We start from the raw sequence: 26,232 nt of genomic DNA, 5'->3' as shown, positions 1-26,232 counted from the left end.
GGCGTAGGGTTCTGCCAGAGGGGGTCTCAATCCTTTGGTGCCAGCAGTTTCAGCGCCGCGCGGATGAGGGTCGGTGTGTCCGCCGCTGGCATCTCGCCCGCCGCCTGCGCCACAGCGCCCGCCGCGTCACCGGGACCGTAGCCAAGATTGCCAAGCGCCGAAAGCGCCTCGGACTGGGCGGATGCATTCGGCGCGGCGGGTTTTGGCGCGGGGCGCGGGGTGGCAGCTTCGATGACGCTCTCGTCAGCGGCGGCTTCGGCCTCTCCCATGGCGTCGGCAATGGTGCCCGTCATCGCCATGACGCCGGGCGCTTTGTCTTTGAGGTCAAGCACCACACGCTGCGCGATCTTGGGGCCGATGCCCTTAGCGGCCTTCACCGCGTTCCAGTCACCCAATGCAATCGCCCGGCTCACGCCATCTGGCCCGAGCGTGCCAAGGATCGCCAGAGACGCCTTGGCCCCCACCCCCTGAACGGATGTCAGCAAGCGGTGCCATTCCTTTTCCACCAGCGTCTGAAAACCAAACAGTTGCATCAAGTCTTCGCGCACCACCAAATCGGTATATAGCGCCACAACCTCACCCACGCCCGGCAGTGCGGCCATGGTGCGGTCAGAGACATAAACGAGGTATCCAACGCCGCGTACGTCGATCAAAATATGATCGGCAGCACGGTAATCGATACGGCCCGAAAGCTTACCAATCATGCCTGCGCCCTCGCCACGGCCTGCGCCAATGTACTGGCCCCACCATGATGCGCGTGGCAAATGGCGATGGCCAGCGCGTCCGCCGCATCCGGCCCTGCAATCTCGACCCCTGGCATCTGCATCCGCACCATATGCGCCACCTGTCCTTTATCCGCGTGGCCAACACCGACCACCGTTTTCTTGACTTTGTTGGGCGCATATTCACCCACCGCGAGGCCAAACTGCGCAGGCACCAACATCGCAATGCCCCGCGCTTGCCCCAGTTTCAGTGTTCCAGCGCCGTCTTTGTTTACGAACGTCTGCTCAACTGCTGCGGCACCGGGGCGGTAAGTGGCCAGCACCCGCGTTAACTGCCCGTGCAAGGAAAGCAGCCGCGCCGCAAGGTCGTCGCCCTCGGAATGACAGATACCGTTGGCGACATGCGCGATTCGGCTGCCAGAGACGTCGATGACCCCCCAGCCCAGATTGCGCAGCCCCGGATCTATGCCGATCACCCGTATCATCTCTGCCCTCGTTAAGTTTGTTGCTTTTTTGGTGCACTAGCACGAAACGCGAACATCGCAAAGCCCTGATGCATCACAAGCGCTTTGCGACACCCGTGCTGTCGCATTTGAACCGCAACGTCAAATTGCGCCTGTCCGTGATACAAAACCGACACCACTTGCGCGGGATTTATTACTTATTGGCAATAGGTTAACACCAATTTCGACCCATGCAGAAAATGCAGACCTCCATGTCGTTTTTGAGGGATTGCGCCTTCCTACATTCGGGCATAATTGCCAAAAATCCCGTTTTGAACATGGCGCCTTTCGATGCGCCGCGCAGGACGCAACCGACGATCAAACATAGGACGGCACCATGGCAGCTTTCGATACCACCCGCACCGCTTACGGCTCTACATCGGCCGTCTCTCGTATTTTCAGCTTTTTCGGCGCGTTCTTTGCAGCAGTCGAAGCGTGGCAGGACAGCCGCGCCACCCGCAAGGCGCTGTCGGATCTGACCGATCTTGAATTGCAGGACATTGGCCTGATCCGCGGCGATATCGACCTTGTGGCGCAAAACCATTTCGTACGCTGATTGCCACGCGCGCCCCCGCGGCGCAGCGCCCTGCCCGAATGCAAAAGCCGTAGCCGGATATACCCGCTACGGCTATTTTCTATTTCAGAAATAGGGCGCTGTGCTTAGCGCATCATCGGGCCGGTCAGCCCTGCCAAAGCCTCTGTCACGGGATCGATGGCCATCATTTTGGCACCAATCTGCTCTAGGCTTGATCCATTGTTCAACCGCGACAGCCGTTCATTGTAAGTCACCGGGCCAATCGCGGCCAGAGTGAAGGCTTTGAAGCCAAAAAACACCAGAACGATCAGGTAAAGCCCCCTCATCGGGAAGCCCCGTTTGCCCCGCTTTGGCAAAACGGTGATCAACCCGTCGCGACCGACGCGGGTGACATACCCGTGTTGCATCTTCCGATGCTTGCGCCCCAGAAGTTCAATACGTTTCGCGAATTGAGCGTGTCCTTCAGCCATCACAGCCTCCGTAGCAATTCGGCCCCCACCGTTTGCTCCCAATTTGAATAAAGACAAATTGTGGCAACAAAGAGGCAATAAGGCCAAATGCAACGAAAATGAGGCGTGAATTATGCGTTAGCTTGGAGCGTTAATGTCGTCCAGTCACCAATGCTTTCGCGATGCACCAGATTGATGCCAGATCGTGCATAAACCTCGATCACCTCATCCGCCTGCTCATTCAGAAGCCCCGAGAGAATCGCATAGCCGCCGGGCTGAAGTGCTTCGGCCATATCTGGCGCCAGTGCGACCAGCGGGCCTTTCAGGATATTAGCAAAAACCAAGTCAAACGGCGCGGCTTGCGCCAATTGGGGATGATCAAAGCCCGCGGCCTCGACACAGGTCACGCGGCCCGTGAGGGTATTAGCATCAACATTGGCCTGCGCGACTTCAACGGCGACTTCGTCGATGTCACTCGCCAGCACAGGCTCTGGCCAGATGCGCGCGGCGGCCATCGCCAGCACGGCAGTGCCGCAGCCGATATCGACCACGTTTTTACCGTGAAACCCATCGCCCGCCAGACGGTCGAGCGCGCGCAGACAGCCCAGCGTCGTGCCGTGGTGTCCTGTCCCAAAAGCCATCGCGGCCTCGATCAGCAGCGGCTCGCAATCGGCAGGAACCTTGTCGGCGTCATGGCTGCCATAGACAAAGAAACGCCCGGCCTCGACCGGGGCCAATTCACGGCGCACATGGGCAACCCAATCGGTTTCGGGCAGTTCCGAGATGGTGAACTCCTTGGCCCCCATCGCGGCGGACAGCACGGCCAAAGCAGCGGTGTCGGGTGCTTCCTCGAAATAGCCGCCGACCTCCCACAGGCCTGATCCGTCTTCGACCTCAAAGACACCAACGCCGGTGGGTTCGGGGATCAGCCGCTCCATCGCCTCGCCCAAGGCATAGGCGGGGTCGCGGCCTGTGAGAGTCGTCAGGGCGGTGAAAGTGGGCATGGCGCGGTCCTTTGCTGCGGTGCGGTTGCGCTTCGCCTAGGGCTGTGCGCGCGTCGGGTCAAGCCATGCTGGTTTTGGCGCGCTATTCGGCGGCTTGCGGCACGGCAGTTTGAAAGATCGTCTCATGCCCCGGTGCCGGGTGGCGCGGGATCAACAGCGACAACATCAGCGACACCGCAGCCATTCCTGCAGCGAGAAAGAACACTGCGGCAGGCGAGACGAGCCACAGCAGGCCAAGCCCGACTGGCAGGAACACCGCCGCGATATGGTTGATCGTAAAGGCAACCGCTGCGGTGGGGGCGATATCTGCGGGGTCTGCAATCTTTTGGAAATAGGTCTTCAGCGCCAATGCGAGGGCAAAGAACATGTGATCCAGCACATAAAGCGTTGCCGCAATCACCACACCCCAGCCAAGGTAATAGACGCCGCCGTAAGCAAGGAAGACGATGATCAGCCCGACATATTCAACGGTCAGCGTCCGGCGCTCGCCGAAATGACCCACCGCGCGGCCCATCAGCGGGGCAAAGATCATATTGGCGACAAGGTTGATGAGATAGAGCATTGTGATCTCATGCACTTCAAAACCGAAGCGTTCGACCATCATAAAGCCTGCAAAAACCACGAAAATCTGCCGCCGCGCGCCTGACATGAATTGCAGCGCGTAATAGAGCCAGTAGCGTTTGCGCAGGATCATCTTTTTGTTCTGCACCGTGGGGGCTTCGAACTGCGGATAGGCCAGCATGGCGATGATGGCCACGGCAACGGTGACGCCGCCGCCGATCATGTAAACGATGCCGTAGCTCAGGTTCAGCGTTTCCCACAGCGCCATGATCGCCAAATAGGCCACCAGCGTCGCCAGCGATCCAGCCGCCATAAGCCAGCCGATCATGCGCGGCGCGTCTTCGATTTTCAGCCATTGCAGTTGCAGCGATTGGTTCACCGTCTCGTAGTAGTGAAACCCGATTGAGCTGAGCATGGTGATCGTCAGGATGCCGCCCATGGAGGGGAAATAGGCGGTGATCGCCGTGGCTGCCCCCAGAAGGGTCAGCGACACCAATCCCAGCATTTGTTCACGCACAAACAGGAGAATGGCGATCACGCCGATCGCCAGAAAGCCGGGGATTTCGCGCACGGTGTGCAGCAAGCCGATGTCGGACCCGTCGAAATCTGCCACTTCGATGACGAAGTTATTCAGCAGCGCCGACCATGTGTTGAAGGCGATGGGCATGGCCAGCGCCATGAGGAACAGCAGAGCCACGGGGCGGCGCCAGAACGGCAGGCCCTTGGCTTCTTCGAGGGTGATATAGCGGGTCATGCGGATTTATTACGCCCGGCATGAGGGAATGGCGAGAGAAAAGGCAAGCTCGCAACGCGGCTAACTGCCACCGGGCCCGGAATCAAGCCGCAGGCGCCGGGCCATCGCCTGCCCGCCCCCCGGGTAGGCGATTTGGTGAGGTTAAGTGCGACCTCGCGAGCGTACATCATGACTGATCCATAAAGTGGCAGAGAGCGCCGTCGGATCGCCGACCCGCGGGCAGTCGTTGGCCCTCGATATGTGAAAGCCAAGTTCAATAAAAACTCTGCGGATCGATATCCACTGCCAGCCGCAAATCGCCTTTCAGCCGCACCGATCCGATCCAGCGGCTCAGCGCCTCTTGCAAGGCGACACTCTTATCCGCCTTCACCAAGAGCCGCACCCGATGCCGCCCGCGTACCCGGGCGATCGGCGCGGGCGCTGGCCCAAAGACTTGCGCCCCAACAGCCCGCAAAGGCCCGTCATGCCGCGCCAGATGGTTGCCCAGATCAAACACCGCCGCCGCATCGCTGCCGCTGAGGATGATCCCTGCCATACGCCCATAAGGCGGCACCCCGGCCTGCCGCCGCTCGCCTGCCTCGGCGGCCCAGAATTTTTCCTCCTCACCCGCCAAAATCGCCCGGATCACCGGATGCTCGGGCTGATAGGTCTGCAACAGCGCTGCGCCGGGCGCTTCGGCCCGCCCTGCACGCCCCGCCACCTGCCGCATCAGTTGAAACGTCCGCTCCGCCGCGCGCAGGTCCGACCCGGTGAGGCCGAGGTCCGCATCAATCACCCCCACCAGCGTCAGCTTGGGAAAATTGTGCCCCTTGGCGACCAGTTGCGTGCCGATGATGATGTCCGCCGCCCCCTCAGCGATGCCCGCGATCTCGGCCTTCAACGCCCGCGCCGAGCCGTACATGTCCGAACTTAGCGTCGCGATCCGCGCCTCGGGCCAGAGCGCCGTGGCCTCCTCTCCCAGCCGCTCCACCCCCGGCCCGATGGGGGCAAGCTTGCCCTCGACCCCGCAAGATGGGCAGGCTTCGGGCATCGGCTTGGTCTCACCGCATTGGTGACAAACGAGCCGCTTAAGAAACCGATGCTCCACCATCCGCGCGTCACATTGATCGCAGCCAATCTGCTCACCACAGGCCCGGCAAAGTGTAATCGGCGCATAGCCGCGTCGGTTGATAAACAGCATTGCCTGCTCGCCGCGTTCCAGCCGCGCATCGACTTCGCGTTTCATCTCGCCCGAGATCCACTTGTCCCCCGGCAAGCCCGCCTGCCGCATGTCAATCGCGCCCATCTTCGGCATCACCGCCGGACCAAAGCGCGAGGTCAGTTCAAGCCGCCGATACTTGCCCGCCTCGGCATTGGCCCATGTCTCAAGGCTGGGCGTCGCACTCGCCAACACCACCTGCGCAGCGCAGATTGACGCGCGCAGCACGGCCATGTCGCGGGCGTTATACAAGACACCGTCTTCTTGTTTGTAAGAAGTGTCGTGCTCCTCATCGACAACGATCAGCCCGAGGTTCTGAAACGGCAAAAACAGCGCCGACCGCGCCCCGATCACCAATTGCGCGTTGCCTTCGCCCACCATGCGCCAGATGCGGCGGCGCTCGGTCATGGTGACGCCGGAATGCCACTCGGCGGGCTTCGCGCCAAAGCGCTCCTCAACGCGGTCCAAGAACTGTTCGGTCAGGGCGATCTCAGGCAGCAGCACCAATGCCTGCCGCCCGGCCTCAATCGCCGCCGCCACAGCTTCGAGATAAACCTCGGTCTTGCCCGATCCGGTAACGCCACGCAGAAGGGTCGTGCCATAGGTCTCGGCCTTGATCCCGTCGCGCAAAATCGCCGCCGCTGTCGCCTGATCCTCGGTCAGCGCCTTGCCGGGCAGTGACGGATCAAGCCGCCGGAACGGCAGATCGCGGGGGCTTTCCTCTTCGCGCACGGCCCCCTGCTCCACCAGCCCCTTCACGACCGAAGACGTGACCCCCGCCATCTCCGACAGTTCCTTTAGCGTGAAGGCCAGATCGCCGTATTCCTCTAGCACCCCCATGACCCGCTGCCGCGCGTCGGTCATGCGGGCAGGCAGGCCCCCGCCCGCCCGGTAAATCTTGCGCATCGACGGTGGATCACCCAAACCCGGCGCACGAGTGGCCAGCCGCAGCATCGCGGGCAGCGGGGTCAGCGTATAGGCGGCGGACCGCAGCAAAAACTCGCGCATCTCATCGCGCATCGGCGGGGCATCAAGCACCCGGATGACATGGCGCACCTTGTTGATGTCGTAATCCCCGGCCCCCGGCCCCCAGACCACGCCCATCACCTTGCGCGGGCCCAATGGCACCTCGACAAAAGCCCCCGCATGGCAGCCGCCCTCGGGCGCACGATAGTCCAACGCGCGGCCCAAAGGCTGCGTGGTCATCACTGACAGCAACTCGCCATGATGGTAGAATTCAGCCATGTCTGCCGCATGCTCCGTGTCGCTTGGGGGAATTGAGGCTTTAAGCATCGCAGATCATGCGGTAAAGCCAAGGCAACGAATAGACCTGTTAGCGATCACATTCCAACCCGGAAGGAAAGCCCATGAAATTTTTCGTAGATACTGCTGAGATCGACGCCATTGCCGAACTCAATGACCTTGGCATGGTCGACGGCGTGACAACCAACCCCTCCCTGATCCTGAAATCGGGCCGTAACATCCTCGAGGTTACCAAAGAGATTTGTGACCTCGTTGATGGCCCCGTTTCTGCCGAAGTGGTAGCGCTGGAAGCCGACGCGATGATCGCCGAAGGCCGCAAACTGGCCGAGATCGCCGACAACATCACCATCAAGCTGCCGCTGACATGGGACGGGCTGAAAGCCTGTAAGGTTCTGTCAGGCGAAGGCCGTATGGTGAACGTCACGCTCTGCTTCTCGGCCAACCAAGCGCTGATTGCGGCCAAAGCTGGCGCGACATTCATCTCGCCCTTCATCGGCCGTTTGGATGACATTAACCTTGATGGCATGGACCTGATCCAAGATATCCGCACCGTCTATGACAACTACGGGTTTGAGACACAGATCCTTGCCGCCTCCATCCGCAGCCCGAACCACGTGCTCGATGCTGCGCGCATCGGTGCCGATGTGATGACCGCGCCGCCAGAAGTGATCAAGAAGCTGGCCTCCCACCCGCTGACCGACAAGGGTCTTGAGCAGTTCATGGCCGATTGGAAGAAGACCGGTCAGAACATCCTCTGATCCGGCCTGAGCGCCAAGACATGCAACCCCTTCCGCCCTTGGCGGAGGGGGTTTTTCTTTGCCCTATGCGGCGTTGCCTTCGACAGTCAGGTGATCGCCCGACCACAGGCCGGGGCGCACCTCGGCCTCGGCCGCGCCTGCGCGGATGCGACGGCACTGCCCCACTGGGATCGCCGGAGCCTGCAACACCAGATCCATGCCCTGCGCCGCCGTCTGGGGCGGCAACGCCGCGTGCATTCCGTCCAAGGCCACCGACACATCGCAGGGCAGATAGACGCTTGCCCCGCCCACGCCGGTATCCTGCTGCCACGGGGTCAGCGGTGCGCCCACGGCACCAACACAGCAAACAGCAGTTTGCAATTCGATCGCCCGCGCCCGTGCACAGCTAAAGACGCGGTTGTAGCCGGTTATCATATCGGTCTTGGCAGGGATGATCACCAGATCAAGGTCCAGCTCGCCCAGTTTCGACCAGAGCGCGGTATATTCCGCATCCAGACAGATCGCGATCACACAGCGCAACCCATTCCATTCAAACAGGTTGATCCCGGTGCCCGCGATGGTCACGCCGCTGGCGCCATTTGCCTCAAGCGGCGTCAGGCTCAGCTTGTTTTGCACTTGCATCCCACCATCCGGCGTCAAAAACCACGCCTGATTGAGGTAGCCCTCGGGCGCGTCGGCCGATGGAAAGGCCACAGGAAATGTGCCGGGCAGCAAGGCGACGCCTGTTTGCTCCACCATGCGGCGCATCGGATCAAGGGCCAGCGCGGCGGTCTGCGCGAGCCAGCCCAGTTGCTGCTCTGCGGGCAGGTCCGCCGGGGCAAAGCTCAGCCATTGTGCGCAGCAAAACTCAGGCATCACCAAAAGCTGCGCCTCGCGCGCGGCAGCTTGTTGCAGACGCACCTCCACACTGGCCAGCCAGCTTTGCAGCGAATCCGGCGCGACCTGAAGATTGGCGGCCCAAAGATCGACAGAGACATGTTCCACTTGAAATTTCCTCGCCCGGCTCTGACCCTGAGCGCCACATCCGGGGATATGCGGCAGGCTGTAATGGCGCGCGCAGCCTTGCGGCTGAATTCCGCGCGTCGACTGAGGCCAACACCGCCGAGAGACTTTAGTTCCCCGAGGCTTCGTTCTACATCGGGCCTCTGACGCAAGGGGGCAACAAAGACCTCAGGCGGCGGGACCGTGACCAGTTTGGGGCAGATCTTGACGCCCCACCATGCTATGACAATGCAAATCAAAAAGAGACGCCCATGAGCAGCAGCCCGAAAATTGACGACGCCCTGCGTGAGGCGATCATTCTAGCGCCTGATGTCATCCTAGACGACAGCGACGTGATGCAGGCGTTGATCGCGGCGAATGAAAAGGCCATGGGCGGCAATATCGTCGATCTGCGCGGCATCGCGATGGAGCGGCTGGAGACCCGGCTTGATCGGCTGGAGGACACTCACCGCAGCGTCATCGCGGCGGCTTATGAGAACCTTGCCGGGACCAATCAGATCCACCGCGCGATCCTGCAAATGCTGGACCCGGTGGAGTTTGAGACCTTTCTGCGCAATCTGGGTGGCGAAGTGGCCGACATCCTGCGCGTCGATGCAGTGAAGCTGGTGCTTGAGTCGGTGCAGAACGACAATGATCCGGCAGTGCAGCGTTTGGGCGATGTGCTGACCGTGGCCGAGCCGGGCTTTATCGACGACTATCTGTCGCAAGGGCGCGGCGGCATGGTGCGCCAAGTGACCCTGCGCGCACTCCAAGACGGGTCTGAGACGCTGTATGGCACCAAGGCGGGCTGGATCCGTTCTGAGGCCTGCCTCAAGCTTGATTTCGGCACGGGTCGCTTGCCCGGCCTTCTGGTCATGGGCGCCGAAGATCCGCATATGTTTGGCCCGCAACAGGGCACTGATCTGCTTACCTTCTTTACCGGCGTGCTGGAGCGATCCATGCGCCGCTGGCTGTCTTGAGCGAGAAGGCAAATCCGCTGCTGATCAGCCCCGCCGCGCGGGACGCGCTTCAGACGTGGCTGGAGCACCAGAGCGCCTTGAAGGACGCGGCAGAGAATACGATCATCGCCTATCGGGGCGATGTGACCGAGTTCCTTACCTTCATGACCCTGCATAAGGGCGACACCCAAGGTCTGGGGGCGCTGGCAAAGATCACCATCAGCGACATGCGCGCTTGGATGGCCAGCACCCGCAGCGGCGGGGTCGGCTCTCGCTCCGTGGCGCGCAAGCTTTCGGCGGTGAAAGCCTTTTATCGCTGGCTGGCCGAGCGAGAGGGGTTCGAGCCCACCGCCGTTCTGCTTGCCCGGTCGCCCAAGTTTCAGAAAAAACTCCCCCGCCCGCTGGCCGAAGACGCCGCCCGCGCGCTGATCGACTGCGTCGAAACCCAAGCACGCGCCCCATGGGTCGCGGCGCGCGATGTCGCTGTGCTGACGATGCTGTGGGGCTGCGGCTTGCGGATTTCCGAGGCGCTCGCCCTTAAAGGCGGCGATGCGCCCCTGCCAAACAGTCTGCGCATCATCGGCAAAGGTGGCAAGGAACGGGTCGTACCAGTCTTGCCTGCCGCAAGCGCTGCCGTCGAAGATTACCTCGCTGTTTGTCCCTACCCGCAAGAGCCGCAAGCCCCGCTGTTTCGCGCCATTCGCGGCGGCGCCTTGGGCGCGCGGGCCGTGACCCAGGTGATGGCCGATGCGCGGATGCAGCTGGGACTGCCCGCCACAGCCACCCCCCATGCCATGCGCCACAGCTTTGCCACGCATCTGCTCGACGCGGGCGGTGATCTGCGCGCGATTCAGGAACTGCTGGGCCATGCGTCGCTGTCGACCACGCAGGCCTATACCGCCGTCGACACCGCGCGGCTGATGGAGGTCTATAACAACGCCCATCCCAAAGCGGGCCGCTGACCCTCTTGCACCCCGCGCCCCAATCGCCATATTGAGACCAAGCGAGGACGACCTCCCCCATTTGGGCAGCCACTCGGGACGACCCGACCAATACCGGGACCGACCCCATGCGCAGCACCGCAGACCGCATCCGCCACGCCATCAGCTTTGAAATTCTCGCCCTTTTGATCGTTACGCCCATGGGCGCTTGGCTGTTTGACAAGCCACTGCATGAGATTGGCGTTGTCACCATCGTCAGCGCCAGCATCGCGACGGGGTGGAACTACCTTTACAACCTCGGGTTCGACCACGCCCTGCGCCGGTTGCGCGGCACGGTGCGCAAGACTGTGCCGATCCGGATGCTCCATGCCGTCATTTTTGAGATTGGCCTGCTCTTCGTGCTGATGCCCTTCATCGCGTGGTACCTGAGCATTTCGCTGATGGAGGCCTTCCTGATCGACGTGAGCTTCGCGCTGTTCTACCTGATCTACGCCTTCGTCTTTAACTGGGTCTACGACGTGATCTTCCCGGTGCCGGAGCCTGTCCGCCCGTCCTAATCGGCCCGCAGGCGGCTGACGAACTCAGCCGCCGCCTCTGCCGGATCGCGCGTGCCTTCAGCCACCGCATCGCTGAGACGGCTGAGATCGTCCTTCGCCTGCTGTGTCTCCAACTGCGCCAAAAGCCGCTGTTTCACGTCCTGCTCGAACCAATAGCGCGCCTGCGCGGCGCGGGTGCGGTCCCAAAAGCCCTTTGTGCGCCGCCATTCGATTAACTCCTGCAGCGCAACCCAAGTCTCGTCCAGCCCGTCTTCCTCAAGCGCTGACACAGCGGTGGCGCGGGGGTAACCTTCGGGGTCTTGCGGGCGTTTGCGCAGCAGGCGCAGGGCACCGGCGTAGTCGGCCCGGGTGCGCGCGGCGGTAGATTTCAGATCGCCATCGGCCTTGTTGATCACGATCAGATCGGCAATCTCCATGATGCCGCGTTTCACGCCCTGCAACTCATCCCCGCCCGCCGGGGCCAGCAGCAAAACGAAAGCGTCCGACATCTCGGCCACCACCGTCTCGGACTGACCAACACCCACGGTCTCAATCAGTACCACGTCGAAACCCGCCGCCTCACAGAGCCGCACCGCCTCGCGCGAGCGGCGTGCGACACCGCCGAGGTGGGTCTGGCTGGGCGAGGGCCGGATGAAGGCATTAGGATCGCGGCTGAGCCGATCCATCCGCGTTTTGTCGCCCAAGATCGACCCGCCCGAACGCGCCGAACTCGGGTCAACAGCCAGCACCGCCACGCGCTTGCCCTGTGCCGTCAGCATCATGCCAAAGCTTTCAATAAAGGTGGATTTGCCCACCCCCGGCGTGCCCGAGAGGCCGATGCGCAGCGCCTGCCGGTCGGTCGGCAGCTTCGCTAACAGCTCTGCCGCCGCCGCACGATGGTCCGCACGGCCCGATTCCACCAGCGTGATCGCCCGCGCCAACGCGCGACGCTCGCCTGCTATGATGCCCTTGGCCAGATCGTCGATATCCATGGGCCAACTTTTGCGGGGGTGGCGCGGAATTGTCCATCCCCACCCTTGGCGCGGCGGCGGCTTTGCCCGATAACCGCACCATGTCCAACGCTGATTTCGCCCTGCCCATCGACGCCGTCCTGCCTGACGTGATCGCCGCCCTGCGCGACACGGGCCGCGTGGTGCTGCAAGCGCCCCCCGGCGCGGGCAAGACGACCCGCGTGCCGCTGGCAATGCTCGACGCTCGCCTGACCACGGGCCGCATCCTGATGCTGGAGCCGCGCCGCCTCGCCGCCCGCGCCGCCGCCGCGCGCATGGCCGAAAGCCTCGGCGAGGAGACCGGCCAGACCGTCGGTTTTCGCGTGCGCGGCGCTTCGGCGGTGTCGAAAAACACCCGCATCGAAGTCGTCACCGAGGGCATCCTGACCCGCATGTTGCAGGACAACCCCGACCTGCCCGGCGTCGGCGCGGTGATCTTTGACGAATTTCACGAACGCTCGCTGAACGCTGATTTGGGCCTCGCACTATGCCTCGAAGTCGCGGGTGCCTTGCGGGACGATCTGTTGCTGGTCGCCATGTCCGCCACGCTTGATGCCGCGCCGGTGGCAGAGTTGATGGAAGCCCCCATCGTCACCTCCGAAGGCCGCAGTTTTGAGGTAGAGGCGCGCTGGCTCGACAGGCCCATTGGCAAACAGCGGCTTGAGAATGCGGTGGCCGACCTGACGCTGAAGGCGCTCGCCGAAGCCCCCGGATCGGCGCTGGTCTTCCTTCCCGGTGAGGGAGAGATCAGGCGGGTGGAGGCGCTTTTGCGCTCTACTCTGCCAAGCGACTGCACCTTGGCCCCGCTCTTCGGTGCGCTGGACTTCAAGACGCAGCAGGCCGCCATCGCGCCCGTGCGGTCGGGGCGGAAAGTCGTGCTGGCGACCTCAATCGCCGAAACCTCGCTCACCATCGAAGGCATTCGCATCGTCGTCGACGCTGGCCGCTCGCGCCGGGCGCTGTTCGATCCCGCATCAGGCATGTCGCGGCTGGTGACCGAACGTGTGACCCGTGCCGAAGCCACGCAACGCGCGGGCCGGGCCGGGCGGGTTGAGGCTGGCGTGGCCTACAAACTCTGGACGCGCGGCGAGGAAGGCGCGCTGGCCGCTTTCCCCCCGGCGGAGATCGAGGCGGGTGACCTCACCGGCTTTGCGCTGGAACTGGCGCTCTGGGGCGCACAGGCCGAAGAATTAAGCTTTGTCACCCCGCCCCATGCGGGCCGTTTGGCCGAAGCGCAGGCGGTCTTGCGCATGCTCGGCGCGTTGGAGGACACGGGCCGCATCACCGACCATGGCCGCAAATTGGCCAAGCTGCCCCTGCACCCGCGTCTGGCGCATATGGTCGCGCGGGGCGGTCCGCGTGCGCCGCTGCTCGCCGCACTTTTGGCCGAGCGCGACCCGATGCGCGGCGCGCCGGTGGACCTATCGCTGCGGATGGATGCGCTGGCCGGGAAACGCACCGCCGCCGCGCCCCATGCCCCGACGCTGGCGCGGATCAAGGCCGAGGCCAAGCGGCTAGGTCGGATGACGACAGCCCATGGGCCGGACGCTTTGGGCGTTCTCGCCGCGCTCGCTTATCCTGACCGCGTCGGCCTGCGCCGCAAAGGTGACGCGCCGCGCTATGTTCTGTCGGGTGGTAAAGGCGCAGTTCTGCCTGAGGCTGACCCAATGGCGGGTGCACGGCTGCTTGTGGCGACCGATCTGGACGGCGACCCACGCGAGGCCCGGATCCGGCAGGCGGCGCTGATCACGGATGCCGAATTACGCGCCACTTTCACCGATCAAATCCACTGGCAGGATGTCTGCCTCTGGTCGCGCCGCGAGGGGCGCGTGCTGACCCGGCAACAAGAGGTCTTTGGCGCATTGGTTCTGGAAGACCGCACATGGCCCGATGCCCCTGCCGATGCGGTGGCCGTGGCGATGCTCGACGGTGTGCGACAGTTGGGGTTGAAACCCGGCAAGGCCGCAACGCTATTTCTGGCCCGTGCGCGGCTGATGTCCGCGCCTTTCCCCGATTTCAGCGAAGCGCATCTGATGGAAACGCTTGATGACTGGCTGCTACCGCATCTGGCAGGTGTACGCAGCACCGGCGATTGGAAGGGGTTTGACATCACCCCGGCGCTGAAAGCACGGCTGACATGGGAACAGCAGCAAGAGTTGGACCGCGCCGCGCCTGCGCATTTCGAAACCCCGCTGGGGCGGCGTGTGGCGATTGATTATAGCGGCGAGCAACCCGGCATCTCGCTGCGCCTGCAAGAGATGTTCGGCGTGACCCGGCATCCGACCGTGGGCGGGCAGCCGCTACAGGTCACCCTGCTCTCGCCCGCTCAGCGCCCCGTGCAGGTCACGATGGACATTCCGGGGTTCTGGGCCAGCTCCTATACCGATGTGCGCAAAGACATGCGGGGGCGCTATCCGCGCCACCCCTGGCCCGAAGACCCCACGGTGGCAGACCCGACCCTGCGCGCCAAACCGCGCGGAACCTAAAACAGCAACGCGCGCCGAAAACGGCGCGCGGTCAGGTCGTGTAGGTTCTTAGAAACTAGGCTGCGACAAACTTCAACGACACACCGTTAAGGCAATGGCGCTTGCCCGTCGGCTCAGGCCCATCGTCAAAGATATGGCCCAAATGGCTGCCGCAACGGTCACAGTGGACCTCGGTCCGGCGCATGAAGAAACTGTTGTCGGCCATCGTCTCGACAGCATTGTCGAGCGGTTGGTAAAAGCTCGGCCAGCCAGTGCCGCTTTTGAACTTGGTCGCGGCATCATAGAGCGGCTGGTCACAGCCCTTGCAGATGAAGGTGCCTGCGCGGACCTCATCGTTGAGCGGGCTGGTAAAGGCACGCTCTGTGTCGCCTTCGCGCATGACCGCAAATTCCGTGTCGTTCAGCATGGCGCGCCATTCGGCTTCCGTGCGCTCAACCTCAAAATTGCCTTCGACATAGGCTGCCAAGGCACCGCGTGCGCCCAGCCCGATGGCGGTGGCGCCCAGAAAGGTCGATGTCAGAAAATGACGTCTGTTCATGGTGTTACTCCTCGCATTGGGGTTGGGATCGCACCGGGCCAGCATGGGGGTACTGGCCCGGCATCACAGTGTGTGTCGCCTATTATTTGGGAACCAACACGCTGTTTACAACGTGGATCACGCCGTTGGACTGGTTCACATCTGCGATAGTTACACGCGATGCATTGCCATTTTCGTCAAGGATATAGACGTTTTTGCCCTTAACCTGAGCCGACAGAGCGTCGCCCGATACAGCTTCAAAGTGGTAGAAACCATCGCTGGACGCGCGCGCTTTGGCGGCGATGTCAGCGGCAGACCATTTGCCTGCTACAACGTGGGCTGTCAGCACTTTGGTCAGCATGTCCTTGTTTTCGGGCTTCAGCAGAGTCTCAACGGTGCCAGCCGGCAGCGCCTCGAACGCAGAGTTCACGGGGGCAAAAACGGTGAACGGGCCTTCGGAGGCCAGCGTGTCGACCAGACCAGCGGCTTTTACAGCGGCAACCAGCGTGGTGTGATCGGCAGAGTTCACAGCGTTTTCGACGATGTTTTTGTTCTCAAACATTGGCGCACCACCCACTTCGGGATTGGCAGCCATGGCACCGGTTGCCAACAGAGCGGCGGTGGCGGTGGCGGCGGCGAAAGATTTGAAGTTGATCATTGGTAGTCCTCCTCAGATGCCTCCCGTTGTGGGCGGCGATGCTGAACCCACGGGCCAAGAGGTGAAGGAGTTTCAGAAAGGTTCAAAAAAATCTGAAGAATCTTCAAGCTACTGTTTTTAAATGAACAAATAAAAACGCCCACTCCGATCTGGGGTGGGCGTTCAACCTTTTTACAGTTCGGCAACGGCGCCGAGGGCCATGATGCCGCCAGTGGGCGCGCCCTCCGGCGCGCCGCCCGGTGGCTCATCGGTAATGGCCAGCGTGATCGCGGCCGCATCAGTTGCCAGATCGGCGGGCAAGGCCACGCGGGTCACGTCGCCTTCAGGCAGAACGCCCAAAGAGATCGGCGCGCGATCGGGCAGAATGGCCCAAAGCTCTAACACACGCCCTTCGGGTGCATTGCCCGAAACCCGACGCAGCGCGATATCGCCGCGAGACATATCCATAACAGCCAGCAATTCTAGCGTACTGTCTTCTGCAACCATCCGGGTAGCATAGACGTCGCCCGGCACTTGGGTCGGCGCCTCGCGCAACATGGGCAGAGCAAGGAAGGCCACGGTCGCCAATGCAGCAACCGAAATGCCCTGCCAGAGCCAGAGGCGCTGCATCAACGGCACATGGCGCGTGGGGAAGAGCCGCGACATCAGCGCCTTGCGCGTCTTGGTGGGCGGGGCGACAGGTGCGATATCATCGGTCAGCGCGACGAAACGCTCCTGCCAATCGGCCACGGTGCGGGCAAAATCGCGGTCTTGCAAAAGGCGCGCGCGTGCGGCCACGCGGTCTTCGCCTTCGAGCAGACCCAACGCCACTTCGGCGGCCAGCAGATCGTCGTCTTGGGGGGGGATGATGGGCGTGTCACTCATGCGCTCATACACTCCCGTAGGCTCATCAACCCGCGCCGTAGCCATGTGCGCATCGTATTAAGCGGCACGTTAAAACGCTGGGCAAGGTCGGCGTAACTGTCGCCATCAAGATAAGCACCGCGCACGGCAGCGCCCCGGTCGGCCTCTAGATCGTCGAGGCAGCCGGTCAGGCGCTTCGCTTCGGATGCGGCAACGGCGGATTGTTCGGGGTTCGGCCCCGGCGCGGCCAGTTCCAGCCCCGGCGTGTCGATATCCTGATGCCCCTTGCGGGTCGCACGCAGCCGATCAATCGCGGTATTGCGCGCAATGGTAATCAGCCACGTCATCGGCGACAGACCATTGGCCTGATAGCGGTCGGAATTATTCCAGATCTTGACGAAACTGTCCTGCATGGCATCCTCTGCTGCGGCCCGTGTATCCAACACACGCAGGCAGACCCCGAATAGTTTCGCGGACACCCGATCATAAAGTGTCTCGAATGCCGCACGGTCCCCCAGAGCGACCTGTCCAATCAGACGCTCGATCTCTTCACGGTCGCTGTTCAAGGGTCACTCCTTTGGGCGGTCATGTCTTTGGCGGCGCGGACGCGGCACATCGCTCATGGTGCGACAGCCGCCATAAAAGTCAACGGCGCATTCCCACCAGACGCTTTCTACGGCACCTTGCCCTATCCTAAGGCATCCGCGCAACCCATCGCGGGAAAAGGAAAATTCGCCACGCTGTTCACAGAGATTGCAGGCTCTGGATGCTTAGGCTACCCAAGTTTCAGAGGGGAATGCGCAAAGGGAGACTGTGCATGCAAAACGCGCTTGAGACGTCATATGACGTGGTGATCGTGGGCGGGGCCATCTACGGCTCGGCCTTGGCTTGGTGGTTGACCAACACGCCGGGGTTTGACGGCGAAGTGCTGGTGGTGGAGCGTGATCCCACCTATGAATTTGCCTCAACCAGCCATACGAATTCCTGCATCCGCCAGCAGTTCAGCGCCCCGGTAAACATCCAGATTTCTCAGTTCGGGGCCGATTTTATCCGCAACTTCCGCCACTTTATGCACGACGATCCCGAGGTGCCGGAGCTGGCGCTGCAAAGCTTTGGCTACCTCTACCTGGCCGACACACCCGAGTTTGCCCAGACCCTGCGGGAAGCGCAGAGCATTCAGGCATCTTTGGGTGCGCATACCCAGCATATGACCAAGGATGAGATCGCCGCGCGCTATCCGTTCTACATGCTCGACGATGTGATCGCGGGCAATCACAACACGGTAAACGAAGGCTATTTCGACGGCGGCACGATGTTCGACTGGTTCAACCGTATGGCCAAGCGTCGAGGCGTGACCTTTATCCACGACGAGGTGACGGGCATGACGCTGAACCCCGCAGGCAGCGCGGTGGAAGCGGTGACGTTGAAATCCGGCGCAAAGGTCTCCTGTGGCACGGTGGTCAATGCCTCAGGCCCCCGCGCGGCGGCGACGGCGCAGATGGCAGGGATCGCCCTGCCCGTGGTGCCGCGCAAGCGCTACACCTTCATCTTTGATGCAGCGGAGCCGCTGGAGATGGACCTGCCGCTGACCATCGACCCCAGCGGTGTGCATATGCGCCAAGAGGGCAAGTATTATATGGCCGGCTGCCCGCCAGAAGATGACTATGACGCAGCTTATGATGATTTTGCCTTTGATCATTCGATCTGGGAGGAGAAAGTCTGGCCCATCATCGCCACCCGCGTTCCGGCCTTTGAGCGGGTCAAGGTGATCAACGAATGGGTTGGGCATTACGCCTTTAACACTGTGGATCAAAACGCAATTGTCGGGCGGCACGACAAGGTCGAGAACTTCGTCTTTATGAACGGGTTTTCCGGCCATGGGTTGCAGCAAGCCCCCGCCATCGGGCGCGGCACGGCTGAGTTGATCACCCATGGCGCCTTTCGCACGCTGGACCTCACCCCATTGGACTACGGGCGCATCACGCGGTCGGAGAAATTTATCGAAAAGGCCGTGATATGAAGCACCCCGAGAACACATTCCTGACGGCCATCCGCGCCGGGAAAAAGCAGTTGGGCCTCTGGGTCTCCCTCTCGGATGGCTATGCCGCCGAGGTGGTGGCCCATGCGGGCTATGACTGGGTGATGTTGGATATGGAGCACGCGCCAAGCGACATGAAATCGGTGCTGGGGCAGCTTCAGGCGTTCTCGGGCAGTGAGACCACGGCGATGGTGCGGCCTGATTGGAACGACGCGGTCAAGGTCAAACGCCTGATGGACCTCGGCGCGCCGGGGCTGCTGTTTCCGATGGTGCAAACCCCCGATGAGGCCCGCGCCGCCGTGGCCGCCTGCCGCTACCCGCCGCGCGGTATCCGGGGGGTGGCCGGGCTGAACCGCGCCAACCAATTTGGCCGGGTCGAGAATTACAACACCGAGGTCGAGAACCAGACCGCCATCCTGATCCAGCTTGAAACCCGCGCCGCCGTGGAAGACGCCGCCGCCTTTGCCGAGGTTGAGGGGATCGACGGTATCTTCTTTGGCCCCGCCGACATCGCCGCTGACATGGGCCATCTGGGCCAGACCCTGCACCCCGAGGTTTGGGAGGTGATCCGCCCCGCCGCCAAGCTGCTGATGGACAGAGGCATTCCCGTGGGCACACTGGTCACCGACCCCGATTTCGCCGCCCAGTTGCTGAACGAAGGCTTCACCTTTGTCGCCTGTGGCACGGATGTGGGACTTCTGGCGAAAGGGGCCGATGCCCTGCGCGACCAAGTGCGCGACAAGATTTCTGAGACGTGAAAGGAAGATGTTATGAAATTTAAGAAACTGGTCCTGACAGGTGCCGCCGGTCGGCTTGGCTCTTACCTGCGTGAGCCGCTGGCCGCGATGTGCGAAGAATTGGTCAGCTCTGACATCGCCGAGGACATCGGCAAGCTTTATGAAGGCGAGCGTTATCAGAAGGCCGATCTGGCAGAATACGATCAGGTCGCGGCCCTGATGGAAGGGGCCGATATGGTGGTGCATTTCGGTGCCATCGTGGACGAAAAACCCTTTATGGAGCTGCTCGGCCCGAACTTCGTCGGCTCTTACAACGTGTGGGAAGCTGCCTATCAGGCAGGCGCACGCCGCGTCGTCTATGCCTCCTCGATCCACGCCGTGGGGATGCACAAGAAATCCGATTTCATCGGCATTGACGCCCCCCACAAGCCTGACACGTTCTACGGCCTCGCCAAATGCTTCACCGAAGACCTCGGCTCCATGTATTGGGACAAACGCCAGCTTGAATCCGTGCATCTGCGCATCCTCAGCGCCGCGCAGGTCAACAACTCCCGTGCGCTTGGCTCGTGGCTGAGCTATGACGACCTGATCCAGCTTGTGACCCGCGCGGTGGACACCCCATCGGTCGGTTTCTCGGTCATCTACGGCGTGTCGAACAACGACCGCGCCCCGGTGGACAATGCCAAGGCTGCCTTCCTCGGTTACCGTCCCAAGGACAACGCCGAGCAATTCGCCGAAAAAGTGCTGGCCGAAGAAGGCCCTGTCGACATCACCGACCCCGGTCAGATGTGCCACGGCGGCCCCTTCGCCAAGGTCGATCTGGGCGAAAGCGGCATTGCACAGATGACCATCGTCGACGACAAAAAAGAGACCTGATCAAGCGCGCAGGAGAGACCGTCATGAAGCTACAAGACCTCGACATCATCGTGACGGCCCCGCCCGCCCCCGGCTGGGGCGGGCGCTATTGGATATTGATCAAGGTGACGACCGATACGGGCGTGACCGGCTGGGGCGAATGCTATGCCGCCAGCGTCGGGCCCGATGCAATGCGCGTGGTGATCGAAGACGTTTTTGCCCGCCATATGCAGGGCGAAAATCCTGAGAATATCGAGTTGATGTTCCGCCGCGCCTATTCCGCGGGCTTTACCCAGCGGCCAGATTTGACCGTCATGGGCGCGTTTTCGGGGCTAGAGATCGCCTGTTGGGACATTCTAGGCAAAGACCGCGACCGTCCGGTGCATGCGTTGATCGGCGGGCGCACCAATGACCGGGTGCGCGGCTATACCTACCTTTACCCACTGCCGCATCACAGCATGGCCGATTTCTGGACCTCGCCCGAGATGGCGGCGGAATCGGCGGCGGACTGCGTGGCGCGGGGCTATACCGCGGTGAAATTCGACCCTGCCGGCCCCTATACGCTGCGCGGCGGGCATATGCCTGCGATGTCGGATATCAGCACCTCCGTGGCCTTTTGCAAAGCCATCCGCGAGGCCGTTGGCGACCGCGCCGATCTGCTCTTTGGCACCCATGGGCAGTTCACCACCGCAGGCGCGATCCGGCTGGGGCAGGCGTTAGAGCCCTATAGCCCGCTGTGGTACGAAGAGCCGATCCCACCAGACGCGCCCGAGCAGATGGCCAAGGTCGCGCGCGGCGTGCGCATTCCCGTGGCCACGGGCGAGCGGCTGACGACAAAGGCCGAGTTTGCGCCCCTGTTGCGCGCCGGTGCGGCAGAGATTTTGCAACCGGCGCTTGGCCGCGTGGGTGGCATTGCAGAAGCCAAAAAGATCGCCACCATGGCCGAGGTCTATAACGCGCAGGTGGCGCCGCATCTCTATGCCGGGCCGGTGGAATGGGCGGCGAATGTGCAGCTTGCCACGGCGATACCGAATATCCTGATGTGCGAATGTATCGAAACGCCGTTTCATGACCAGCTGATCAAAGGGGCGATCCGGGTGGAGGATGGGTTCATCACCGCCTCTGACGCGCCCGGTCTGGGGATCGAAGTGGACGAAGGCCTTGCCCGCGCGCATCCCTATACCGGCGATGGGCTGCATCTGGAGATGCGCGAAGAGCCTTGCGATTATGTGAACGGGAATAATTTCCAAGGCGGCGCGCCAGCGGATAGCCACTAGGCAGGCAGGGCGATGGCCCACGGAAAACCGAGGGCCATCGCCCTGCCTGCGGGTCGGCGCCTGCCGCTTGAATCCGGGCCGGGTGGCTCCTACGCCCTAGCCCAACAACTCCCGCGCCGCCGCCACGATCCCCTCCCGCGAGGGCAGGGTCGCCGCATAGGCCGGACCCGTTGCGATAAAACTATCCTCCGCCGTCAGCCGCGCAAAACGCTCAACACCGCGCTCTGCCATCAGCGCCATCAACGCTTCGGCCTGCCCGCCGGTGCGGCGGCATTCATCAACGATCAGCACAGGCCGATCCCCGATTGCTGCCAACAGCGCCTCTTCCGGCAGTGGGGCCAACCAACGCAGGTCGATCACCCGCACCGCGACACCCTGCTTTGCCAGATCATGCGCCGCCTGCTGGCTCAGGTAATGCCCGTTACCATAGCTCACGATTGCCAGATCCGTGCCCTCTCCAGTGACACCAACCTCGCCCAGACCAATCCGCCGATCAGGTGCCGGATAGGTCCGCATCCAGCCGCCATCCCCGGCCTCTAACAAATCGCGCATCGGATAAAGCGCAATCGGCTCAACAAAGACCACCACTCGCTGCTCTTCCCGCGCCAAACGGTGCGCTTCGCGCAGCATCATCGCCGCATCATCCCCCGCCGAGGGGCAAGCAATGATGATCCCCGGAATGTCGCGCAGCACGGCCAGTGAGTTGTCGTTGTGGAAATGCCCGCCAAAGCCTTTCTGATAGCCCAGCCCGGCAATCCGCAGCACCATCGGATTGCTCCATTGCCCGTCCGAGAAGAACGGCAGCGTCGCCGCCTCGCCGCGCAACTGGTCTTCGGCGTTGTGCAGATAGGCGAGAAACTGGATCTCAGGCATCGGCACGAAACCGTTGTGCGCCATGCCGATGGCGAGACCCAGAATGCTCTGCTCATCCAAAAGCGTGTCGATCACCCGCCCCGGCCCAAACCGGCCCTGCAACTTCTGTGTCACGCCGTAAACACCGCCTTTGCGGCCCACATCCTCGCCCATCAGCATGGTCTCGGGATGCGAGAGCATCAGGTCGTGCAGCGTCCAGTTGATCAGCCGCGACATCGGCTGCGGATTGTCCATCTGCGCCATATCGCTGCCCAAGGTTTCGGCACGGACCTCGGCACTTGGCCCGTTACTGGCCGCGCAATTGCGCTTAGGCGGCACGAGGCTCGCCATCACATCGGATGCCGATTTCAGGCGCGGGCGTTTGATCACCTCTGCCGCCGCTTTCGCCACGGCATCTTGGGTTTCACGGTAAATCGCCAGCGCTTCCTGGGTGGTCATCCCAGCCTCAACCACCAGCCGCGCAGAATGCAGTAGCGGATCATTCGCCTCATCCGCCTCGACCTCTGCACGTGGCAGATATGAAGTCGCCACATCCGCCCCCGCATGACCGTAGAGCCGCACGGTGCGCAGATGCAGGAAGGCGGGCTTACGGTGGACCCGAACATAATCCGCCGCCTCTTTCGCCGTTGCATAAGCGGCATGAAGGTCCAGCCCATCGCCCTCGAAATACTTCAAGCCCGGTCGGGCAGACATGGAGGCTTTGATCCAGCCCGTCGGGGTCTTGGTTGAGATACCGATGCCATTGTCCTCACAGACGAAAAGCAGGGGCAGCGGCACGCCCTGAACGGCGGTCCAGCACGCCGCATTGATCGCGCCCTGCGCGGTGGAGTGGTTGGCCGAGGCATCGCCAAAGCTGCACATCGAAATCGCATCGCGTGGCAATATTGCATGCTCAGGCCGGTTGCGCCGCGCCATGCCGATGGAATGCGCCGCGCCCACCGCCTTGGGCAAGTGGCTGGCGATGGTCGAGGTCTGCGGCGGGATCATCAGCGGGCGCGAGCCCAGCACTTTGTGCCGTCCGCCGCTGATCGGATCGTCAGCAGAACAGGCGAAACTCAGGAGCATATCGCGCAGCATGTCCTGCCCCTCGGCCTGATCGGCGCGGGCGATCTGGAACGCCGCATCACGGTAGTGCAGGAAGGCGATGTCATCGACCCGCAGCGCCGCTGCTACTGCCGCCATGCCCTCGTGCCCAGACGAGCCGATGGTATAGAACCCCTGCCCTTCTTTCTGCATCACGCGGCTTTGCAGGTCGAGCGCGCGGCTCAGCACCTGCGCGCGGTAGAGCTGCTCTAACGCGGCACGATCAAGCGCCTTTTTGTCTGAGGTGGAAACGGGAAAATCCCCCGCCGCGACGCGACGGAGGAAGTTCTCATGAACGATGGCAACGCGGTCCATGGGGCCTCTTGGTATTTAGAGTTTTTGCTGAGGCGAGATGGGGGGAGGTGATCCCCCCAAACCGTTTCTTAAAAGAACGCCTGCAGGCAGGTCTGGGCACGGCCCAGGATCAGCGCGTGAACGTCATGCGTGCCTTCATAGGTGTTCACCGTCTCAAGGTTCATCATGTGACGGATCACTTGGAACTCGCCCGAGATACCGTTGCCGCCATGCATGTCCCGCGACATACGCGCCACATCGAGCGCCTTGCCACAGTTGTTGCGTTTGACGATCGAAATCATCTCAGGCGCGGCATTGGCGGCATCCATCAAACGACCCACCTGCAACGACCCCTGAAGGCCCAGCGAGATTTCGGTCATCATATCGGCCAGCTTCTTCTGGAACAGTTGTGTCTGCGCCAGCGGCTTGTTGAACTGCTTGCGGTCCAGACCGTACTGGCGCGACGCATGCCAGCAGAATTCAGCAGCGCCCATCGCACCCCAAGAGATGCCGTAGCGGGCGCGGTTCAAACAGCCGAACGGCCCTTTCAGACCCTGCACATTCGGCAGCAGCGCGTCTTCGCCGACTTCAACACCGTCCATGACGATCTCACCGGTGATGGAGGCCCGCAGGGACAGCTTGTTGCCGATCTTCGGCGCGCTCAGACCCTTCATGCCTTTTTCCAGAACGAAGCCACGGATTTTGTTGTCGTGTTCTTCGGACTTGGCCCAGACTACGAAAACATCGGCGATGGGGGAGTTCGAAATCCACATCTTGGAGCCGGTCAGCCTGTAGCCGTTCTCGGTCTTCACGGCGCGGGTTTTCATGCCGGCAGGGTCAGAACCCGCGTCAGGCTCGGTCAGACCAAAGCAGCCGATCCATTCGCCAGAGCAGAGCTTCGGCAGGTACTTCTGACGCTGTTCTTCGGAGCCGTAGGCATAGATCGGGTACATGACGAGGCTCGCCTGTACCGACATCATCGAACGGTAGCCGCTGTCGACCCGCTCCACTTCACGCGCAACCAGACCGTAGGAGACATAGTTGCCGCCCAAGCCGCCGTATTCCTCGGGGATTGTGACACCCAGAAGGCCCATGTCGCCCATTTCACGGAAGATGCCTGCGTCGGTTTCTTCATTGGCGAAAGCGTCGATCACGCGGGGCTGTAGTTTTTCCTGCGCATAGGCGTGCGCAGAATCGCGGATCATGCGCTCGTCTTCGGTCAACTGGCTGTCGAGACGGAACGGGTCCGTCCAGTCGAATGTACCAAGGTCGGGTTTGTCTTTGGCGCGCAGCTTGGGGGCTTCGGCAGTCATGAGGCATCCTTTCGGGTGATGTGATTTGCGGCAGTATTGCAAATTGGCGACGCGAACTCTATCGCTGCTTTGTCCTGAGTTCATGAGAAAAAGTCATATGATCGCCCCGCGCCGCTTTTTGCCATCGATCTCGGCCCTGCTGTCTTTCGAGGCGGTCGTGCGGCTTGGCACGGCCACGGCAGCGGCGCAGGAACTGAACCTGACCCAAAGCGCGGTGAGCCGTCAGATCAAGACGCTTGAAGATCAATTGGGTGTGTCGCTGATGATCCGTCAGGGGCGACGGCTCTCACCCACGCAGGCCGGGTTAGAGTATGTAACGCAGGTCCGCGATATCTTGAACCGGCTGGCACAGGCGTCGGTCTCGGCCCGAACCAATCCCACCGGCGGCACGCTTGATCTGGCGATCCTGCCGGCGTTCGGAATGCATTGGCTCGCCCCACGGCTGCGCGATTTCGCGCGGGCGCATCCTGAGGTGACGGTGAACCTTTCGACCCGGCTGCACCCCTTTGCCTTTGCGGGCAGCCGTTTCGACGCCGCCATTCATTTTGGTCATGAAGATTGGCCCGGCGTACGCTACCTGCCGCTGCTGCCGGAAACGGTCGTGGCTGTCTGTGCGCCTGATCTGCTAGCCGAACCGCTGGAGGATGCGCGCGATGTGCGCCACCTGCCCCTGCTCCATTTGGAAACCCGCCCGCGCGGCTGGGCGCGCTGGCTGTCCTCGCTGGGCGTAACTGACGAGCCACCGGGCGGCATGATGTTTGACCAGTTCTCAACCATGGCGCAGGCGGCGATCCACGGGCTGGGTGTAGCGCTGCTGCCGACCTTTTTCGCCCGCCCCTATCTGCGCGATAAGCAGTTGGTTTTGGCCGCATCGCAAACCACCCAGAGCATCGGCAACTATTACCTTGTCTGGCCCGAAGACCGGGACGAAACCGCCGCCCTCGCATCCTTTCGTGGCTGGCTGGCCCAGCAAGCCGAACCGGCGACGAACGAATAAGCCACCCCAAATACGGCCAAAGTTATGCCGCAATCCCTTTGTACAAAATCGGCCAATCCGCCCACGTCGGGCGACCTAAAGGAGCAG

Annotated in this window: 25 protein-coding genes; 11 read left to right on the top strand and 14 right to left on the bottom strand. The window is 62.2% G+C overall.

Translation table 11 applies throughout. The features are described from left to right. Nucleotides 1-26: 26 nt before the first annotated feature. Together ruvA and ruvC are read right to left on the bottom strand one after the other, a co-directional pair. Nucleotides 27-704 carry a Holliday junction branch migration protein RuvA gene (gene ruvA, locus DSM110093_RS04195; RefSeq protein ID WP_243266825.1) on the bottom strand — a complete coding sequence of 226 codons (678 nt, stop codon included), beginning with the start codon at nt 702-704 and terminating at the stop codon, nt 27-29. Continuing rightward, nucleotides 701-1,204 (bottom strand): crossover junction endodeoxyribonuclease RuvC, encoded by a 504-nt coding sequence (gene ruvC / locus DSM110093_RS04190; RefSeq protein WP_243267668.1) that lies wholly within the window; start codon nt 1,202-1,204, stop codon nt 701-703. The genes ruvA and ruvC overlap by 4 nt, the downstream gene beginning before the upstream one ends. Nucleotides 1,205-1,562: 358 nt before the next feature. Between ruvC and DSM110093_RS04185 the strand changes: the two genes are divergently transcribed. After that, complete coding sequence (locus DSM110093_RS04185; protein WP_243262439.1) at nt 1,563-1,781, top strand: DUF1127 domain-containing protein; 219 nt, start codon at nt 1,563-1,565, stop codon at nt 1,779-1,781. Nucleotides 1,782-1,885: 104 nt separating this feature from the next. On the opposite strand, the gene DSM110093_RS04180 is transcribed toward DSM110093_RS04185, so the two are convergent. The 4 genes from DSM110093_RS04180 to DSM110093_RS04165 form a co-directional block, all read right to left on the bottom strand. Next, complete coding sequence (locus DSM110093_RS04180) at nt 1,886-2,230, bottom strand: hypothetical protein (protein ID WP_243266824.1); 345 nt, start codon at nt 2,228-2,230, stop codon at nt 1,886-1,888. A gap of 110 nt (nt 2,231-2,340) precedes the next feature. Beyond that, on the bottom strand, nt 2,341-3,213 hold the full coding sequence (locus DSM110093_RS04175; RefSeq protein WP_243266823.1) for a 50S ribosomal protein L11 methyltransferase: 873 nt from the start codon (nt 3,211-3,213) through the stop codon (nt 2,341-2,343). A gap of 82 nt (nt 3,214-3,295) precedes the next feature. Next, complete coding sequence (locus DSM110093_RS04170; RefSeq protein WP_243266822.1) at nt 3,296-4,528, bottom strand: MFS transporter; 1,233 nt, start codon at nt 4,526-4,528, stop codon at nt 3,296-3,298. Between the two features lie 253 nt (nt 4,529-4,781). Further along, complete coding sequence (locus tag DSM110093_RS04165) at nt 4,782-6,971, bottom strand: primosomal protein N' (RefSeq protein ID WP_243266821.1); 2,190 nt, start codon at nt 6,969-6,971, stop codon at nt 4,782-4,784. Between the two features lie 122 nt (nt 6,972-7,093). Here DSM110093_RS04165 and fsa point away from each other — a divergent pair, with 122 nt between their 5' ends. Beyond that, entirely contained in the window at nt 7,094-7,747 is a 654-nt protein-coding gene (gene fsa / locus DSM110093_RS04160; protein ID WP_243266820.1) for a fructose-6-phosphate aldolase, read from the top strand. A 63-nt stretch (nt 7,748-7,810) separates the two neighbouring features. On the opposite strand, the gene DSM110093_RS04155 is transcribed toward fsa, so the two are convergent. Next, on the bottom strand, nt 7,811-8,731 hold the full coding sequence (locus tag DSM110093_RS04155; protein ID WP_243266819.1) for a nitrilase-related carbon-nitrogen hydrolase: 921 nt from the start codon (nt 8,729-8,731) through the stop codon (nt 7,811-7,813). A 269-nt stretch (nt 8,732-9,000) separates the two neighbouring features. Between DSM110093_RS04155 and DSM110093_RS04150 the strand changes: the two genes are divergently transcribed. The 3 genes from DSM110093_RS04150 (at nt 9,001) to DSM110093_RS04140 (ending at nt 11,185) form a co-directional block, all read left to right on the top strand. Further along, the gene (locus DSM110093_RS04150) at nt 9,001-9,708 is read left to right on the top strand and encodes a DUF484 family protein (protein WP_243266818.1); all 708 of its coding nucleotides are present in this window, start codon (nt 9,001-9,003) and stop codon (nt 9,706-9,708) included. Further along, nucleotides 9,705-10,649: a tyrosine recombinase XerC gene (locus DSM110093_RS04145; RefSeq protein WP_243266817.1), complete on the top strand. Its 945-nt coding sequence runs from the start codon at nt 9,705-9,707 to the stop codon at nt 10,647-10,649. The genes DSM110093_RS04150 and DSM110093_RS04145 overlap by 4 nt, the downstream gene beginning before the upstream one ends. 107 nt (nt 10,650-10,756) lie before the next feature. Then, a complete protein-coding gene (locus DSM110093_RS04140) occupies nt 10,757-11,185 on the top strand; it encodes a PACE efflux transporter (protein WP_243266816.1) in 429 nt (142 codons plus the stop codon). Here DSM110093_RS04140 and meaB read toward each other — a convergent pair. Further along, the gene (gene meaB, locus DSM110093_RS04135) at nt 11,182-12,156 is read right to left on the bottom strand and encodes a methylmalonyl Co-A mutase-associated GTPase MeaB (RefSeq protein WP_243266815.1); all 975 of its coding nucleotides are present in this window, start codon (nt 12,154-12,156) and stop codon (nt 11,182-11,184) included. The two genes, DSM110093_RS04140 and meaB, sit on opposite strands and share 4 nt — an antisense overlap. 80 nt (nt 12,157-12,236) lie before the next feature. Here meaB and hrpB point away from each other — a divergent pair, with 80 nt between their 5' ends. Beyond that, on the top strand, nt 12,237-14,660 hold the full coding sequence (hrpB, locus tag DSM110093_RS04130) for an ATP-dependent helicase HrpB (RefSeq protein WP_243267667.1): 2,424 nt from the start codon (nt 12,237-12,239) through the stop codon (nt 14,658-14,660). Nucleotides 14,661-14,715: 55 nt separating this feature from the next. Here hrpB and msrB read toward each other — a convergent pair whose 3' ends face one another. The 4 genes from msrB to DSM110093_RS04110 form a co-directional block, all read right to left on the bottom strand. Next, nucleotides 14,716-15,198, bottom strand: a complete 483-nt coding sequence (gene msrB, locus DSM110093_RS04125) for a peptide-methionine (R)-S-oxide reductase MsrB (RefSeq protein WP_243266814.1) — start codon at nt 15,196-15,198, stop codon at nt 14,716-14,718. 82 nt (nt 15,199-15,280) lie between these two features. Beyond that, nucleotides 15,281-15,835, bottom strand: coding sequence for a fasciclin domain-containing protein (locus DSM110093_RS04120; RefSeq protein WP_243266813.1), 555 nt, complete (start codon nt 15,833-15,835; stop codon nt 15,281-15,283). Between the two features lie 171 nt (nt 15,836-16,006). Then, nucleotides 16,007-16,699, bottom strand: coding sequence for an anti-sigma factor (locus DSM110093_RS04115; protein WP_243266812.1), 693 nt, complete (start codon nt 16,697-16,699; stop codon nt 16,007-16,009). Then, nucleotides 16,696-17,244 carry a sigma-70 family RNA polymerase sigma factor gene (locus tag DSM110093_RS04110; RefSeq protein WP_093926930.1) on the bottom strand — a complete coding sequence of 183 codons (549 nt, stop codon included), beginning with the start codon at nt 17,242-17,244 and terminating at the stop codon, nt 16,696-16,698. The genes DSM110093_RS04115 and DSM110093_RS04110 overlap by 4 nt, the downstream gene beginning before the upstream one ends. Nucleotides 17,245-17,495: 251 nt before the next feature. On the opposite strand from DSM110093_RS04110, the gene DSM110093_RS04105 reads away from it, so the two are divergent. Genes DSM110093_RS04105 through DSM110093_RS04090 form a run of 4 tightly spaced genes read left to right on the top strand, consistent with a single transcriptional unit; the run spans nt 17,496 to nt 21,585 of the window. After that, nucleotides 17,496-18,698: an FAD-binding oxidoreductase gene (locus DSM110093_RS04105; RefSeq protein WP_243266811.1), complete on the top strand. Its 1,203-nt coding sequence runs from the start codon at nt 17,496-17,498 to the stop codon at nt 18,696-18,698. After that, on the top strand, nt 18,695-19,474 hold the full coding sequence (locus tag DSM110093_RS04100) for an aldolase/citrate lyase family protein (protein WP_243266810.1): 780 nt from the start codon (nt 18,695-18,697) through the stop codon (nt 19,472-19,474). The genes DSM110093_RS04105 and DSM110093_RS04100 overlap by 4 nt, the downstream gene beginning before the upstream one ends. 12 nt (nt 19,475-19,486) lie before the next feature. After that, the gene (locus DSM110093_RS04095; RefSeq protein WP_067630166.1) at nt 19,487-20,329 is read left to right on the top strand and encodes an NAD(P)-dependent oxidoreductase; all 843 of its coding nucleotides are present in this window, start codon (nt 19,487-19,489) and stop codon (nt 20,327-20,329) included. Nucleotides 20,330-20,352: 23 nt separating this feature from the next. Next, on the top strand, nt 20,353-21,585 hold the full coding sequence (locus DSM110093_RS04090) for a mandelate racemase/muconate lactonizing enzyme family protein (protein WP_243266809.1): 1,233 nt from the start codon (nt 20,353-20,355) through the stop codon (nt 21,583-21,585). A gap of 96 nt (nt 21,586-21,681) precedes the next feature. Here DSM110093_RS04090 and DSM110093_RS04085 read toward each other — a convergent pair whose 3' ends face one another. Beyond that, the gene (locus tag DSM110093_RS04085; protein WP_243266808.1) at nt 21,682-23,856 is read right to left on the bottom strand and encodes a thiamine pyrophosphate-dependent enzyme; all 2,175 of its coding nucleotides are present in this window, start codon (nt 23,854-23,856) and stop codon (nt 21,682-21,684) included. Nucleotides 23,857-23,924: 68 nt separating this feature from the next. After that, nucleotides 23,925-25,148 (bottom strand): acyl-CoA dehydrogenase, encoded by a 1,224-nt coding sequence (locus DSM110093_RS04080; RefSeq protein ID WP_243266807.1) that lies wholly within the window; start codon nt 25,146-25,148, stop codon nt 23,925-23,927. 97 nt (nt 25,149-25,245) lie between these two features. Here DSM110093_RS04080 and DSM110093_RS04075 point away from each other — a divergent pair, with 97 nt between their 5' ends. Then, nucleotides 25,246-26,145, top strand: coding sequence for a LysR substrate-binding domain-containing protein (locus DSM110093_RS04075; protein ID WP_243266806.1), 900 nt, complete (start codon nt 25,246-25,248; stop codon nt 26,143-26,145). Nucleotides 26,146-26,232: the final 87 nt, after the last annotated feature.

The organism is Sulfitobacter sp. DSM 110093 (genome assembly GCF_022788715.1).
In the GTDB taxonomy this organism is placed as follows: Bacteria; Pseudomonadota; Alphaproteobacteria; order Rhodobacterales; family Rhodobacteraceae; genus Sulfitobacter.
Note: the sequence above shows the minus strand (reverse complement) of the source record. Positions and strands in the feature narration are given on the sequence as shown.